This window comes from Salinispora pacifica CNR114 (assembly GCF_000514775.1).
In the GTDB taxonomy this organism is placed as follows: Bacteria; Actinomycetota; Actinomycetes; order Mycobacteriales; family Micromonosporaceae; genus Micromonospora; species Micromonospora pacifica.
Genome location: NZ_AZWO01000004.1, coordinates 262635 through 278126, shown reverse-complemented (window position 1 = coordinate 278126; position 15492 = coordinate 262635). Strand labels below are relative to the sequence as shown.

10 protein-coding genes are annotated in these 15492 nt (G+C 68.2%); 9 read left to right on the top strand and 1 reads right to left on the bottom strand.

Going from position 1 to position 15492, the window contains the following annotated elements; genetic code table 11:
• Positions 1-21 precede the first annotated feature (21 nt).
• From B118_RS0103465 to B118_RS0103450, 4 genes are read left to right on the top strand one after another with little or no spacing between them, the layout of a single operon-like run.
• Positions 22-5832 carry a type I polyketide synthase gene (locus tag B118_RS0103465; RefSeq protein WP_028192374.1) on the top strand — a complete coding sequence of 1937 codons (5811 nt, stop codon included), beginning with the start codon at positions 22-24 and terminating at the stop codon, positions 5830-5832.
• A gap of 2 nt (positions 5833-5834) precedes the next feature.
• On the top strand, positions 5835-6272 hold the full coding sequence (locus tag B118_RS0103460) for an acyl-CoA thioesterase (RefSeq protein WP_018219302.1): 438 nt from the start codon (positions 5835-5837) through the stop codon (positions 6270-6272).
• Positions 6269-6826 (top strand): flavin reductase family protein, encoded by a 558-nt coding sequence (locus B118_RS0103455; protein ID WP_018219303.1) that lies wholly within the window; start codon positions 6269-6271, stop codon positions 6824-6826. The genes B118_RS0103460 and B118_RS0103455 overlap by 4 nt, the downstream gene beginning before the upstream one ends.
• Complete coding sequence (locus B118_RS0103450; RefSeq protein WP_028184984.1) at positions 6823-8184, top strand: cytochrome P450; 1362 nt, start codon at positions 6823-6825, stop codon at positions 8182-8184. The genes B118_RS0103455 and B118_RS0103450 overlap by 4 nt, the downstream gene beginning before the upstream one ends.
• Positions 8185-8383: 199 nt before the next feature.
• Here B118_RS0103450 and B118_RS27865 read toward each other — a convergent pair whose 3' ends face one another.
• Positions 8384-9106, bottom strand: a complete 723-nt coding sequence (locus B118_RS27865) for a helix-turn-helix domain-containing protein (RefSeq protein WP_080635096.1) — start codon at positions 9104-9106, stop codon at positions 8384-8386.
• A gap of 472 nt (positions 9107-9578) precedes the next feature.
• Between B118_RS27865 and B118_RS0103440 the strand changes: the two genes are divergently transcribed.
• From B118_RS0103440 to B118_RS0103420, 5 genes are all read left to right on the top strand, one after another.
• Entirely contained in the window at positions 9579-10196 is a 618-nt protein-coding gene (locus B118_RS0103440; protein WP_018810456.1) for a MerR family transcriptional regulator, read from the top strand.
• Between the two features lie 396 nt (positions 10197-10592).
• Positions 10593-12515 (top strand): CRTAC1 family protein, encoded by a 1923-nt coding sequence (locus B118_RS0103435; RefSeq protein WP_043540980.1) that lies wholly within the window; start codon positions 10593-10595, stop codon positions 12513-12515.
• Positions 12512-13591 carry a hypothetical protein gene (locus B118_RS0103430; RefSeq protein WP_018219308.1) on the top strand — a complete coding sequence of 360 codons (1080 nt, stop codon included), beginning with the start codon at positions 12512-12514 and terminating at the stop codon, positions 13589-13591. The genes B118_RS0103435 and B118_RS0103430 overlap by 4 nt, the downstream gene beginning before the upstream one ends.
• Positions 13592-13781: 190 nt before the next feature.
• Entirely contained in the window at positions 13782-14234 is a 453-nt protein-coding gene (locus tag B118_RS0103425; protein ID WP_028184983.1) for a hemerythrin domain-containing protein, read from the top strand.
• Positions 14231-15484, top strand: a complete 1254-nt coding sequence (locus B118_RS0103420; RefSeq protein ID WP_238323853.1) for a TIGR04053 family radical SAM/SPASM domain-containing protein — start codon at positions 14231-14233, stop codon at positions 15482-15484. Before B118_RS0103425 ends, B118_RS0103420 begins: the two co-directional genes overlap by 4 nt.
• The last annotated feature ends 8 nt before the right edge of the window (positions 15485-15492 follow it).

The following is a 15492-nucleotide window of genomic DNA, read 5'->3' as shown; positions in this document are numbered from 1 at the left end:
AAACATCAGAGGAGAGCTCTTATGGCCAGGATCGCTGTAGTCGGGATGGCGTGCCGGTACCCGGACGCCACCAGCCCGCGAGAACTTTGGGAGAACGCCCTCGCCGGGCGACGCGCGTTCCGCCGGCTGCCCCCGGAACGGATGAGTCTCGATGACTACTGGGATCCCGACGCAACGACACCGGACAAGTTCTATTCGCCCAACGCCGCGGTGATCGAGGGGTACGAGTTCGACCGGATTGGCTACAAGGTCGCCGGCAGCACCTACCGCTCCACCGACCTGACCCACTGGCTGGCGCTGGACATGGCGGCGTCAGCCATGGCCGACGCCGGGTTCCCGATGGGCGAAGGGCTACCCCGGGAACGCACCGGCGTGGTCGTGGGAAACACCCTCACGGGTGAGTTCTCCCGCGCGAACCAGCTCCGGCTGCGCTGGCCCTATGTCCGGCGAATGGTCGCCGCCGCGCTCAAGGAACAGGACTGGGACGACGACCAGCTCAGCAAGTTCCTCGCCGACTTCGAGGCGACCTTCAAGGGCCCGTTCCCGCCGGTGGACGAGGACACGCTCGCCGGCGGACTGTCGAACACCATCGCCGGGCGGATCTGCAACTACTTCGACCTCAACGGCGGAGGCTACACCGTGGACGGCGCCTGCTCGTCGTCCCTGCTCTCCGTCGCCACCGCCTGCAAGGCCCTGGTCAACGGCGAGGTCGACGTGGCGATCGCCGGGGGTGTCGACCTCTCCATCGACCCATTCGAGATCATCGGATTCGCGAAGACCGGCGCACTCGCCCGACACGAGATGCGGGTGTACGACCGCGGTTCCAACGGCTTCTGGCCCGGCGAGGGCTGCGGCATGGTCGTGCTGATGCGTGAGGCGGACGCCAGCCGTGCCGGGCACCGGAGCTACACCACCATCGCGGGCTGGGGAATCTCCTCCGACGGCAAGGGCGGCATCACCCGGCCCGAGGTCAGCGGCTACCAGCTGGCGTTGCGCCGGGCCTACGACCGGGCTGGCTTCGGCATCGAGACGGTCGGACTGTTCGAGGGGCATGGCACCGGCACCGCGGTCGGCGACGCCACCGAGCTCAACGCCTTGTCACTGGCCCGACGGGCCGCTGACCCCGATGCCCCACCCGCGGCGATCAGCTCGATCAAGGGCATGATCGGGCATACCAAGGCCGCCGCCGGGGTCGCCGGTCTGATCAAGGCCGCGATGGCCGTGCACCACGAGGTCCTGCCCCCGACGGTCGGCTGCGTCGAGCCCCACGAGTCGTTTACGGAGCACGGCGACGCCCTGCGGGCCCTGCGGCAGGCCGAGCCCTGGCCGCGGGACGTGCCGCTGCGGGCCGGCATCACCGCCATGGGTTTCGGCGGCATCAACACCCACCTCGTGCTGGCTGCCGACCGCCCCCGCCGGTCGACCCGGCTGGACAGCCGGTCGCGCCGCCTCGCCACCTCGCTCCAGGACGCGGAGCTCCTTCTGGTCGACGGGGCATCGCCGACCCAGCTGCGCGAGCGGCTCGGCCGGTTGCTGGAGTTCGCCCCCACCGTCTCCTACGCCCAGCTTGCCGACCTCGCCGCGACTCTCCACCGTGAGCTGCGGGAGCTGCCCTACCGGGCGGCCGTGGTGGTCACCTCCCCGGCGGACGCCGAGCGGCAGCTACGCCGGGCCTGCGAGGCCTTGGACGCCAACACGGTGCGGCTGGTCACTCCCGACGGTCGGTGTCTGCTCGGTCACGTACGCGGCCCTGCTGCCCGGATCGGCTACCTCTTCCCCGGGCAGGGCTCCGGACGGGGTACCTCCGGTGGCGCCCTACGACGCCGATTCTCCGACGTCGCCGAGGTGTACGAGCGGGCCGACCTGCCCGGCAGCGGTGACATGGTCGTCACCGAGGTGGCGCAGCCCCGGATCGTCACCGGTGCGCTGGCCGGGCTACGAGCCCTGTCGTTGTTGAAGCTGGATGCCAGCGTCGCCGTCGGGCACAGCCTCGGTGAGATCGCCGCGCTGCACTGGGCCGGCGCCTTTGATGACGAGGCGCTGCTGCGGATCGCCCGGCTTCGGGGCCGGACGATGGGGGAGCACAGCGCGTCCGGCACGATGGCCGACATCAACGCACCCGCGGAACGCGTCGCCGGGCTGGTCGCCGGGTTGCCGGTGGTGATCGCCGCCCACAACGGTCCCGAGCACACCGTGGTGGCCGGCACGGTGACGGCGGTCGGGCAGGCGTGCGAGCGGGCGGCTGCCGACGGGCTGCGGGCCACCTCGCTGTCGGTCTCGCATGCCTTCCACTCCAGCCTGGTGGCGCCGGCTGCGGACGCCCTCCGGGAGGCGCTGTCGGGGGAGCGGTTCGACCGGGTGGCCGGGTCGGTGATCTCCACCGTCACCGGGGAGGCGCTTGCCCCCGACACCGACGTGGTGGAACTGCTGCACCAGCAGATCACTGACCCGGTGCTGTTCAGCCAGGCCGTCGTCCTGGCCGCCAAGGAGGTCGACCTCTTCATCGAGGTCGGTCCCGGCAGGGTGCTCTCCGGGCTGGCCGCGGCCGCCACCGACGTCCCCGCGATCGCGCTGGACACCGACGACGAATCCCTGGTCGGGCTGCTCCGGGTGGCTGCTGCCGGCTACGTCCTGGGTGCTGCTCCGGTCGATGGAATCCTCTTCCACGACCGGCTGGTCCGGCCGTTGGAGCTGGGGCAGGAGTTCCGCTTCTTCGCCAGTCCGTGCGAGTCGGCACCCACGCTGCACCTGCCCGAAAGCGCCGAAGCCCCCGCCCAGCCGGCCACCGGGCCGGCGCCGACGGTGAGTGATCGTGCCGAGGAGACCAGCCTGGAGTTGCTGCGTCGGCTGGCTGCCGAGCGAGCCGAGTTGCCGATGGAGATGGTGCACGACGGCAGTCAGCTCCTCGACGACCTGCATCTGAGCTCGATCACCGTCGGGCAACTCGTCAACCAGGCCGCGCAGCACCTGCACATCCCGGCAGCGCAGACACCGACCAACTTCGCCACGGCAACCGTCGGCCAGCTCGCCGAAGCGCTCGACCAGCTCACCGGCTCCGGTGTCGCCGCCCATGCCGAGCAGGCGGGTCCATTGCTGGTCAACGGCGTCGCCGACTGGTGCCGTGCCTGGTCCGTGGAGTTGGAGGAGGTGCCGCTGCCGGCGCGTTCCGGTGCTGTCTCTGCCGGAAGGTGGCAGCTTTACGCCACCGACGGCCACCCACTCGCCGAGTCACTTCGGCAAGCGTTGCAGGCGGGCGGAGTCGGGGAGGGAGTGCTCGTCTGCCTGCCGGAACGCTGCGCGGAGGTGGACCTGCAGGTGGCGCTGGAAGGTGCCCGTGCCGCGATCACCGCCGGTACCGGCCGGTTCGTCCTGGTGCAGCAGGGCGCCGGTGCCGCCGGCATGGCACGGACCCTACGGCTCGAGGCCCCTCAGGTCCGTACCACCATCGTGGACATCAGGCCGGAGCCGGGTGCGGTGGACCGGATCGTCCAGGAGGTCGCGGCGACCACCACCTTCAGCGAGGTGCACTACGACGAGGCGGGCCATCGACGGGTGCCGACGCTGCGGGTACTGCCGGTGCAGGCCGAGCGGAACGTCCCCGTGCTGGGCCCCGACGACGTGCTGCTCGCCACCGGCGGCGGCAAGGGCATCACCGCCGAGTGCGCGTTGGCCCTTGCCGGGGACAGTGGAGCCACGCTGGCGGTACTGGGCCGCTCCGACCCGGCCGACGACTCGGAGTTGGCCGCCAACCTGGACCGGATGCGCGATGCCGGGGTCCGCGTGCACTACGTCCGCGCGGATGTCGCCGATGCCGAACAGGTCCGGCGAGCCGTCGTCGAACTGGTCGACGCGGTTGGCTCCGTGACCGCGGTGCTGCACGGCGCCGGTCGGAACGAACCGGCCGCGCTGACCGGCGTCACCACGGAGACGATTCGACGTACTTTCGCTCCGAAGATCGACGGGCTGCGATCGGTCCTCGATGCTGTTGCTGGAGACCAGCTGAAGCTGCTGGTCACCTTCGGCAGCATCATCGGGCGGGCCGGCCTGCGCGGTGAGGCCCACTACGCGGTCGCCAACGACTGGCTGGCCGAGCTGACCGAGGACTTCGGTCGCCGCTACCCGAAGTGTCGTGCACTCTGCCTGGAGTGGTCGGTCTGGTCCGGCGTCGGCATGGGCGAGCGGCTCTCGGTGGTGGAGACGCTCACCCGCGACGGCATCACCCCGGTTACTCCGGATCAAGGTGTGCACCTGCTGCGCCGGCTCATCGCGGATCCGCAGGTTCCCGCCAAGGTGGTGGTGAGCGGTCGGATCGAGGGAGTCGACACGGTCCGCCGGAATCGGCCCGAGCTGCCGCTGTTGCGCTTCGTCGACCGGCCGTTGGTCTGGTACGACGGTGTCGAGATGGTCGTGGAGACCGAGCTGAATCCGGCGACCGACCTGTACCTTGCCGACCACCGGTTGGATGGGAATCTGTTGTTCCCGGCGGTGTTCGGCATGGAGGCCATGGCCCAGGTCGCCGCGGCGGTACTCGGGCGCGAGGAGACCCCGGTGATCGAGGAGGCGGAGTTCCTCCGCCCGATCGTGGTTCCGCCGCAGGGCCGCACCCTCATCCGGATCGCCACCCTGGTGGTCGAGGAGGGGGTGGTTGACGCGGTCATTCAGAGTGCCGAAACCGACTTCGCCGCCGCCCACTTCCGTGCCCGCCTGCGCTTTACCGGAGCGCCGGCGCCGGCCGGCCCCCCCGACGAGGTCCCTGACGGGCTGCCGGCGGTGCCGCTGAACCCCGTATCGGAGCTCTACGGAGACACCCTGTTCCAGGGAGCCCTCTTCCAGCGCCTGCGCCGCTACCACCGGGCTGCGGCCCGGCACGTGGACGCAGTGGTGGCAGCGGTGGCCGACACTCGCTGGTTCGCCGACTATCTGCCGGCCACCCTGTTGCTCGGTGACCCGGGTGTCCGGGATGCATTGATGCACGGCAACCAGGTCTGCGTTCCGGACGGCACACTGCTACCGGCCGGTATCGCCCGCCTTTACCCGGCCGGGCCGCGGCTGGGCGGCGCCGAGGAGCTGCGCTACTGCGCGGTGGAGCGGAGCCGGGACGGCGACACGTACGTGTACGACATCGCCCTGCGGTCCGCCGACGGCACCGTGCTGGAACGCTGGGACGGTCTGCGTCTCCGCGCGGTCCGCAAGAAGGACGGCCGCGGCCCATGGGTGGCGCCGCTACTGGGCTCCTACCTGGAGCGCAGCGTCGGTGATCTGGTCGGTGCCCAGGTCGCCGTGACAGTGCTACCGCACTCGGCCACCGCACAACCGGAGACCTCCGGCCGGAGCGAGCAGTGGCTGCGGGAGCGGCGTGCGGTCACCGCCGTCGCGGCCGGCCATGCGCTGGGCCACCCCGCGCAGGTCCACTATCGTCCCGACGGTCGCCCAGAGCTGCATGGTGGTCGCCAGCTCTCGGCCTCACACGTTTCCGGGCTGACCCTCTGCACGGTGGCGGACCGGACCGTCGCGTGCGACGTGGAGACGGTCCGAGACCGCGACGAGTCGGTGTGGCAGGGCTTGCTCGGTCCGTTCGCGGAGCTGGCCCGCCTGGTAGCCACCGAGATCGACGAGTCGTATCACGCCTCGGCTACCCGTACCTGGGCGGCGATCGAGTGCCTGCGCAAGGCGGGTCTTTCCCACCGGGCGCCGCTGACCCTGTTGCGCTCGGATCGGCCGGGCTGGCAGCTGTTCGGCTCCGGCAACCTGCGGATCGCCACCCTGGTGGCGACCGTACGGAATCTGTCGGCGCCGGTTGCCATCGCCATCCTGACGGAAGGACAGCACTGACCGTGGACAAGTACTTCGAATACGTGCACACCGTCGGCTTCGAGGAGACCAACCTCGTCGGCAACGTGTACTACGTCAACTACCTGCGCTGGCAGGGGCGATGCCGGGAGATGTTCCTCAAGGAGCGAGCCCCGGAGGTGCTCGCCGACCTCCGCGACGACCTGAAGCTGTTCACCCTCCGAGTCGACTGTGAGTTCTTCGCCGAGATCACCGCCTTTGACGAGTTGTCGATTCGAATGCGGTTGGCCCAGCTCGCACAGACCCAGGTGGAGTTCAGTTTCGACTATGTGCGACTCGACCCGGACGGTCGGGAAACGGTGGTAGCCCGAGGCCGCCAGCGGGTGGCCTGTATGCGTGGGCCGAACACCCAGACCGTGCCGGCGCGGGTGCCCGAGGCGCTGATCCGGGCGCTGGAGCCCTACGCAGCGGCGGGGTTGTGACAGCCTACGAGGAGGCAGACGTGAAGCCACAGCGGACACTCACTACCGGCGTAACCGAGTCGAAGGCGCTGCGGAGGGCGTATGGGGCCTTCGCCACTGGTGTCACCGTGGTGACGGTCGGTGGTGACACCCCGCACGGCATGACCGCCAATTCGTTCGCCTCGGTGTCACTGGATCCGCCGCTACTGCTGGTCTGCGTGAACCGGACGGCCATGATGCACGGCTTTTTGGGTGACATGGGTGAGTTCGGGGTTTCGGTGCTCAGGTCGGGGCAGGAGTCGGTGGCGCGGTACTTCGCCGATGCGCGCCGCCCGTTGGGCGCCGAACAGTTCGACCGGGTGGATTGGTTGCCCGGTTCGTCGACCGGGGTGCCGCTGATCACCGGGGCGCTGGCCCACTTCGAGTGCGCGGTGTGGGGCTCGTACGACGGTGGCGACCACACCATCTTCGTCGGTCGACTGCTGTCTGCGCAGCGCCGGCCAGATGACGAGGCGCTGCTGTTCATGTCCGGCAGGTTCGGTCAGCTCCAGCGGCAGATCGGAGACGCGGCATGACGGTGATTGCGGACCGGGGTGGGCGGATCCCACCCGGTCCTCCGGTCACGGCGGGCCTGCGCCTGCTGCTGGCCCTGGGGCGCGACCGGCTCGGAATGATGACGTCGGCGGCGGCTGAGTACGGCGACGTCGCCCGGCTGCCGGTTGGCCCGAAGAAGCTGTACTTCTTCAACCATCCCGACCACGCCAAGCACGTCCTGGCGGATAACCACGCCAACTATCAGAAGGGCATCGGGTTGGTACATGCCCGGCGTGCCCTCGGTGACGGCCTGCTGACCAGCGAGGGCGAGCTGTGGCGCAAACAGCGGCGGGTTATCCAACCGGCGTTTCAGAATCGGCGCCTGGCCCAGTACGCCGGGGCGGTCGGGCAGGAAGCCACCCGGCTCGTCGCACGCCTCGCGACGCGGGTGGACGGACCGCCGGTGGACGTCCTGGACGAGATGACCCGGCTGACCCTGGGGGTGCTGGGCCGGACCCTGCTCGACGCGGAGCTGACCGGCTTCCACGGCGTTGGTGAGTCGTTCGCGGCGGTGCAGGACCAGGCGATGTTCGAGTTGGAAACCCTGAACACGGTACCGACCTGGATTCCCCTGCGTCGGCAACGGCGGTTCCGGCGCGCCCGTCAGCATCTGCAGGAGGTCGTTGACGTACTGGCCGCGGAGCGTGGTCAGGCTGTTGAGGGTCGGGACGACGTTCTGTCCCGGCTGATCCTCTCCACCCGTGCGGAGGCCGACCCGCAGTTGGGGCGCGAGCGGTTGCGGGACGAGTTGGTCACCCTGCTGTTGGCCGGGCACGAGACGACGGCGAGCACTCTCGGCTGGAGTTTGCATCTGCTGGACCAGCACCCCGAGCTGCGTGAGCGGGTCCGGCACGAGGCCAGGACGGTGCTCGGAGACCGGGTCCCGGCCTACGAGGACTTGCATCAGCTCCGGTACACGGCGATGGTGGTGGAGGAGGCTATCCGGCTGTATCCGCCGGTGTGGATTCTCACCCGGAAGGCGCGGGCGGAGGATGAGATCGGTGGCTACCGGGTACCCGCCGGCGCCGATATCCTGATCTGTCCGTACACCCTGCACCGACACCCCCGGTTCTGGGCGGAGCCGGAGCGGTTCGACCCGGAGCGGTTCGATCCTTCCCGTATCACCGACCGGCCGAGATACGCCTACATACCTTTCGGGGCCGGTCCGCGGTTCTGCGTCGGCAACAACCTCGGAATGCTGGAGGCCACCCTGGTCCTGGCCGTGCTCCTGCGTGACCTGCGACTGGAGGGCCTGCCGGGTCGAGCGGTCGTACCTGAGCCGATGCTGTCCCTGCGGGTACGCGGCGGTCTGCCGATGACGGTGCGGCGGGTCGACTGAGGCCCGACCCGCACCGGTGGCTGTGCGTTGCCCCAACGTGAGCCGGTCGGGTTGTCGGCGTTGGGTGCCCGCCAGCTCATGCCCGATCCCGGCGCGGGCGAGCAGGTGCGTTGTCGTGGTCTCGGCCCTGGTACGCCGCACACCGGTTCGCCGGCGCGTCAGCCCCGTATTGACGCGCCGGCGCACCGGCAGGGACGGGTCAGGCGGCGATCGCCTCGGTGGCGGCGGTGAACTGCCGCTCGTAGGCGGCCTTTCGGGCGTCGAGGAGGGCGAGTAGGACCGGCGGGTCCAGCTTCGAAACCGGTTTGAGTTGTATATCGAGATTGATAACTTGGCGGTCGCGTACGATCAGCGGTCCGGCGGTCGCCACCATCACGTTCTTCTGTTGGAGCCGGAGCACTTCACCGGACACGGCGTGACACAGCAGGTACCAGGAGCCGTCCGGGACGTCGGTGAAGCGGAAGGGGCCGGGCTCGTCGCGGATCGCGCAGCGGGTCGGCGCGCCTTCCGGGATTCGGTGCTGGAACAGCCCCATGAAGATCAGGCCGGGGGACGTGCCTTGGCTGCCCGCGGTGATTCGGCCGCGGACGGTGCCGTACCCCGTCGATGTTTGCAGGGTCGGGATACGTCTGGTGTAGCCACCCATCCGGCGGTAGGTGGTCGGCGACAGTCCCACGCTCTTGGTGAACCGGGTGCTGAAGGTGCCGACGCTGTTGTAGCCCACGCGGATACTGATGTCGGTCACGTTCAGCCTGGTTGTCACGAGCAGTCGTTTCGCCTCCTGCAGCCGGATCGCCGACAGGAACCGGCCAGGTGATACCCCGGTAACCCTTTGGAAGATACGGGTGAAGTGAAACTTGCTGAACATAGCCGCTCGCGCCATATCGTCTACTGTTAATTGATCGGATAGGTTGTTTCGCATTGTATCGATGACGCGATCGACGGCTTTTTCGGCTGCGTCCTGCATTTTCTCTCCCCCAGAACGTGCGGACATGGTGGCGGCATTGCTGAGGTTGTGGTGCCTTTTGGTGCAAACGTATTATCGGCAATTATCTGCCGCTCGGGAGCTGATATTAGCCTAGCTTCAGAAGGCGGTCAAGGCGGAGAGTGCCTGAAGGGTAGCTCAGTGTTATGGCGCTGTCCTTCTCAATTCTTGCCCTTGGCCTGGGTGTGGTGATAAACACTCTTGGCGGGAGTGTCCCGACAGTTTTGTCTATCGGAACTCGCCACTATCCAAGCGTGCTGCGGCAATTGGGCGCCGGGGGCGAAATCGCCTAATTAGTACAGGTTGGTGCAGATCCATCCGGGGTGGGATGGTCGGCGGAAGTCATTCAATGGTCCTCTGCCGACACCTGTGGCAAGATTGCCCGCAACGTTTCGCCAGGGGAGGACGCTTGCGAATCTCGGAGCTAGGTCGACGAAGTGGCGTTTCGGTACCGACGATCAAGTTCTACCTGCGCGAAGGGCTTCTGCCGTCCGGGATTCCCACTGGTCGCAACCAGGCCGACTACGGTGAGCAGCACCTGCGACGTCTTCGCTTCATCCGCACGCTGACCGGGGTCGGCGGTCTCGACCTGGCCTCGGTGCGCGGCATCCTCGCTGCTATTGATGATGATCAGGTGTCCCTGGCCGAGGCGTACCAGGTCTTGGACCGGGCGATCGACCTGGACTGTGCCACGTCGGTCGGGTCGGTAGCTGTGGCCAGCGCCCGGGAGGATGTCGAGGCGCTGGTGGAGTCCATGGGCTGGGGTCGACATGCCAGCGCGAACGGGCAGGAGGTGCTGGCCGAGGTGCTGGCGAGCCTGCGCCTCCTCGGCTGCGAGGCGGACGCCTCCTTCTTCGCCCCCTTCGCCCGGGCGGCCGAGGAGGTGGCGCGGGCCGAGCTGGATCTGGCCGGCAAGGCCGACGCGGACAACCGGAAGGGCCCGGCAATAGTCCGTGGGGTGCTGTTCGGGGTAGCCCTGGCCGCGCTACGCCGGATGGCGCGTGAACATCAGCTGGCGTGCCGATGACGCCGGAACTGCCAGAGCGCTGAGTGCGTCCCCGATGATGACGCCGATCAGTGCAGGTGAGGCGCGGTTAAGGCATTGAGCAACTTTTGAGAAGAACTCCGCCGGTGCTACCGGCACGATAAGTGTGCTGGCAGCCAGTTCCGTATCTCGATGGCCGACAACATGAAGGGATTGCCGGTTATTCGCGGATCGACCGAGAACTGCAGCACCCATTGCAGGTAACTCGTATCGCGACGATAGTTCGCACCATCCGTCTCTTGGCTGCTGGTGACCACCGGTCCGCCCGACCTGTCGGCTGAATTGCCGTACCCGGAATCGGTAGTGGCCCCTACCTGGAGGGAACCATTGTCACCCCAACCTGTCGGTGTGATTCGCCGAACGCTTCCTGCACTTCTCGTGCTCGTCCTGGCGGCTGCGCTCTTCGCCGTGGCCCGCCTGCCCAGTGCGTCGGCCTCCGAACGGCAGGCGCTCGCCTCCCGGTATGGCTTCACAGAATTGCCCATTGCGTTGCCGCCAGGGCTGCCTCAGCGTACGGTCCGGCCAGTCAATCCCGCATACGAGCATATTCGGGCCTGGGTGTCCTCGGTCGGTGCGGCGATCGCGGTCAACGATCTCGATGGTGACCGGATCGCCAACGACCTGTGTCTCGTGGATACGCGTAGTGACACCGTGGTCGTCACCCCGGCACCTGACGGGCCGGCGCGGTACGCACCGTTCGTGCTCGACCCGAAGCCACTGCCCACCCACTCGGCGATGGCGCCGATGGGCTGTGTCCCCGGCGACTTCAACGGTGACGGTCTGCTCGACCTACTGGTCTACTACTGGGGCCGGACGCCGGTGCTGTTCATGCATCGCACCGGTGCGGGTCCGACACTCGGTACGGCGACCTTCCACCCGACCGAGTTGATCGCTGAACAGAACTCCAACGACGGCGTCTACCAGGGCAAACTGTGGAACACCAACGCTGTCGCGGTCGCTGACTTCGACGGTGACGGACACCCGGACATCGGCGTGTTCAACTACTTCCCGGACAGTCAGGTGCTCGACCCGGTCGGACAGCCGAACGTGGAGATGAACCACTCGCTGTCGCGCGCCGAGAACGCTGGTGGCGCGCACCTGCTGCGCTGGACCTCGGCCACCATCGGTGACCAGCCAACAGTACGTTACGTCGAGGAGCCGGCCATCAAGCCGCAGTACGCCACGGGTTGGACCCTCGGCGCGGGATCGGCCGACATCGACGGTGACCTACTGCCGGAACTCTACCTGGCCAATGATTTCGGCAAGGATCGCCTTTTCCACAACGTCTCCACCCCAGGCAAGATCCGTTTTGAGCTGACCGAGGGGCAGCGGGGCGCGTTCACCCCGAAATCCCTGGTCATCGGGCACGACTCGTTCAAGGGCATGGCGATCGAGTTCGGTGATCTTGGTGGCACCGGCGCCTTCGACATGTTTGTCAGCAACATCACCACCTCCTGGGGCCTGGAGGAGAGCAACTTTGTCTGGAAGAACAACGCTGTGGACGCTGCCGACGCCCGGCGCCGGCTGAGCCAGGGGATCGCGGTCTTCGACAACAAGGCGGCCTCGCTCAACCTGGCCTGGGTCGGGTGGGGATGGGACGCCAAGATGGCGGACTTCAACAACAGCGGCGAGATGTCCGTGGTGCAGACCGCCGGCTTCGTCAAGGGCGAGACCAATCGCTGGAACCTGCTCCAGGAACTGGCGATGAGCAATGACCTCATGCTTCGGAACCCGGCTATGTGGCCCAACGCTGAGCCGGGTGACGACATCGCCGGTGCCCAGCCCTTCGCCTTCTGGGTGCGGGAGGGCAACGGCCGCTTCGCCGACATCGCCGCCGAGCTCGGCATGACCGATACGACGCCCAGCCGTGGCGTGGCGGTGGCCGACACCAACGGTGACGGTGGTCAGGACTTTGCCGTGGCGCGACAGTGGGGTGCTCCGTCCTACTACCGCAACGACCGCGCCGGCCAGAACAACTTCCTCGGCCTCCGGCTCTACCGACCGGCAGCCGCTGGAGCGCCGACCGGCGTGCCCGGCACTCCCGCCTACGGCGCCAAGGTCGTCGTCCGCACCGCGGACGGTCGTACCCGGGTGGCGCAGCTCGACGGCGCCAGCGGCCACTCGGGAAAGCGTAGCTTTGACGTCTTTTTCGGACTCGGTGCAGCCGGCAGCCAACCAGTCTCCGCCGAGATCCATTGGCGCGACCGCACCGGCAACGCACACACGCAGACCCTCGACCTCACGGCCGGCTGGCACGACCTGCTGCTCACTGAAGAAGTCCAGGAGATGAAGGCACAATGACCGACGTCCGAGACAATACCCGGGCTGATGTGGGGGCATCCGGCACCGTGCCGCGCACTGATTCCGCTCCGCCCCGCATCGCCACCGCCGCCAGCTTCGATCGCCACGCCTCGACCAACCGGGACAGCCCGCCACGGTTGGACAGCCGCGATCCCCGGTACCTGGCGCTGCGAAACTTCGCGATTTCCATGAGCGTCTTCAACATCCTCGGCTATACGGTGCTTGGCTTCGAGCAGCCGTGGACCTGGCCGCTCTTTGCCGTGGCCGTCGGCTACGCCATTGAAGTCATCGTCGAACTCGTGACCGCCTGGGCGCACCGTCGACGGCCGGCCTTCCTGGGCAACGGCGCCTGGGGCGTCTATACCTTCCTACTACCGGCGCACATCACGGCGCTCGCGGCGAACATGCTGCTCTACGCCAACGACCAGTTCTGGCCGATTGCGTTCGCGGTCGTGGTCGCGATCGGGCAGAAGGCAATCTTCCAGGCGCCCATTCGCGGCCGAATGCGGCACTTCATGAACCCGTCCAATCTGGGCATCACGGTGACCCTGCTCGTCTTCTCCTGGGTCAACATCGCTCCGCCGTACCACTTCACCGAGAACGTGCCGGACGTGATGCAGGTCTTCGTGCCACTGATCATTATCACCGCCGGGACCGTCCTGAACGGCGTGCTCACCAAGAAGATCCCACTCATCGTGGGTTGGGTCGGCGGCTTCGTGATCCAGGCCGTGCTGCGGCACCTCATCTGGGATGTGCAGCTCTGGGCGGCGCTCGTGCCCATCACCGGTGTCGCGTTCGTCCTGTTCACCAACTATATGATTACCGACCCGGGCACCACCCCGATGAAGGGTCGAGCCCAGTTCATCTTTGGCGCCGCCGTGGCCGGGGTCTACGGCGTGCTGATGATCTTCAATGTGGTCTACACGCTGTTCTTCGCGGTGACCCTCGTCTGCCTGGGTCGCGGATTGATCTGGTGGGGTATCTGGCTGCGGGACCGGCTGCGGGAACGGGCCACGGCCGAGGAGCCGGCCGCGGTGGCCGCTCCGCTGGTGGGGGCGGGTGCGCGCCCGACGTGATCCACCGGTGCTCCGTCCCGGTCCCGAGTGTGAGTCGACGGCCGGTCCGCCCCCGTCCGGGGCGGACCGACCGTCGAATCCGGGTGTCCGGGACCTGTCTCCGGCGGGGACAGGTCGAACGGCCCTAGGTGCTCCGGGTTTATCAGGGCAAGGTTGATGTATCCCCCACATCACGGTCGGGAGAGGGGCCATGTGTAACTACTGCGGTTGTCGGGAGTTCCCGCTGATCGGGCAACTGACCGCCGAACACGAGGCGATCGCCAACGCTGCCGGACGGTTGCGTACGGCGATCACGGTGGGCGCGGACGACCGGGTTTACCTCCTCGACGACCTGCTCACGCTGCTGATGCCGCACACCGAAACCGAGGAACGCGGCCTCTTTCCCGAGCTGCGTGCCGAGGGCAGCCTCACCGAAGCGGTGGAGCAGCTCTGCGACGAGCACGACGACATTCACGGCGTCCTCAGTAACGTCGACCGTGCGGCACCGGACTGGCCGGCGGTGCTGGCTGCCCTGGACCGACTGCACCGGCACATCGACAACGAGGAACACGGGCTGTTCCCAGCCGCGGTCATCGCGCTGCCGATGTCCGCCTGGGACCGGCTGACCCCACCGCAGTCGAACACCGCGGCCCAACAGGCATGACGCCGCCGCGGACCGAGCGGCAGCGCCTGATCGGGACGAACCGGAAGCAGGCAGCGCGCCGGGGCCCGGGCGCGCCGGTGCGGACACCGAAGCAGAACGTCGGGGAACGTCCCTTCATCGTGATCTGGGAGGCCACCCAGGCGTGCCCGCTCGCCTGCCTGCACTGTCGGGCCTCCGCCCGCCCCGACCGGGACCGAGCCGAGCTGAGCACCGAACAGGCCACCGCACTGATGATGCAGGTTGCCGAGTTCGGACGTCCCGCGCCGCTGTTCGTGATCACAGGCGGGGACCCATTCCAGCGCCCAGACCTGGAGCTGTTGGTCCGGCGCGGCACCGAGCTCGGCCTGCCGGTGTCCGTCTCACCATCAGGCACACCCACCCTCACCCGTCCGGCGCTGACCGCCCTGCGCGCAGCCGGGGCGCGGGCGGTTTCGCTGAGCCTCGACGCGGCCACCGCCGCCGGACACGACGGCTTCCGGGGTGTCCCCGGAGTGTGGGACCTGACCATGCAGGCCTGGCGTGACGCCGCCGACCTTGGCCTCAAGGTGCAGATCAACAGCACCGTGACCCGGGATAACGTCCACGATCTGGCGGAGCTGGCCACCCAGGTACGCGACTACGGCGCCCTGCTCTGGAGCGTCTTCTTCCTCGTCCCGACCGGACGGGGTCAGGGACTGCGGAGCCTGGACGCCGCCCAGACCGAGGACGTGCTCAACGTGCTGTACGACCTCGGTGAGACCATCGCGGTCAAGACCACCGAGGCGCACCACTTCCGCCGGGTCTGCCTGCAACGCGAGGCGCTGGCCCGGCGGGGCGACGACCACGTCCGTCTCCTCGGCCTCGGGCGGCTGTACCGGCACCTGCGTGACGACCTCGATTCGCGCGGGTTGACCGGTACCGCCGGCCGGGTCCGGCGGGCGCCGCTACGGGTGAGTGCCGGCAACGGATTTGTCTTCGTGTCCCACCGTGGCGACGTGCATCCCAGCGGCTTCCTGCCGGTATCGGCCGGCAACGTGCGGCAGCGACCGCTCCGCGACATCTACCGGGATTCGGCGCTGTTCACCGCGCTGCGTGATCCCGAGCGGCTCGGTGGCCGCTGCGGTGGCTGCGAGTTTCGCACCGCCTGCGGCGGATCGCGGGCCCGGGCGTACGCGGTGACCGGCGATATCTGGGCCGAGGAACCGTCCTGCGGCTATCAGCCCGGCTCCTTTCCATACCAGACGGAGCTGGCTCTTTCCGGGCAGTTGTGACCGACAAC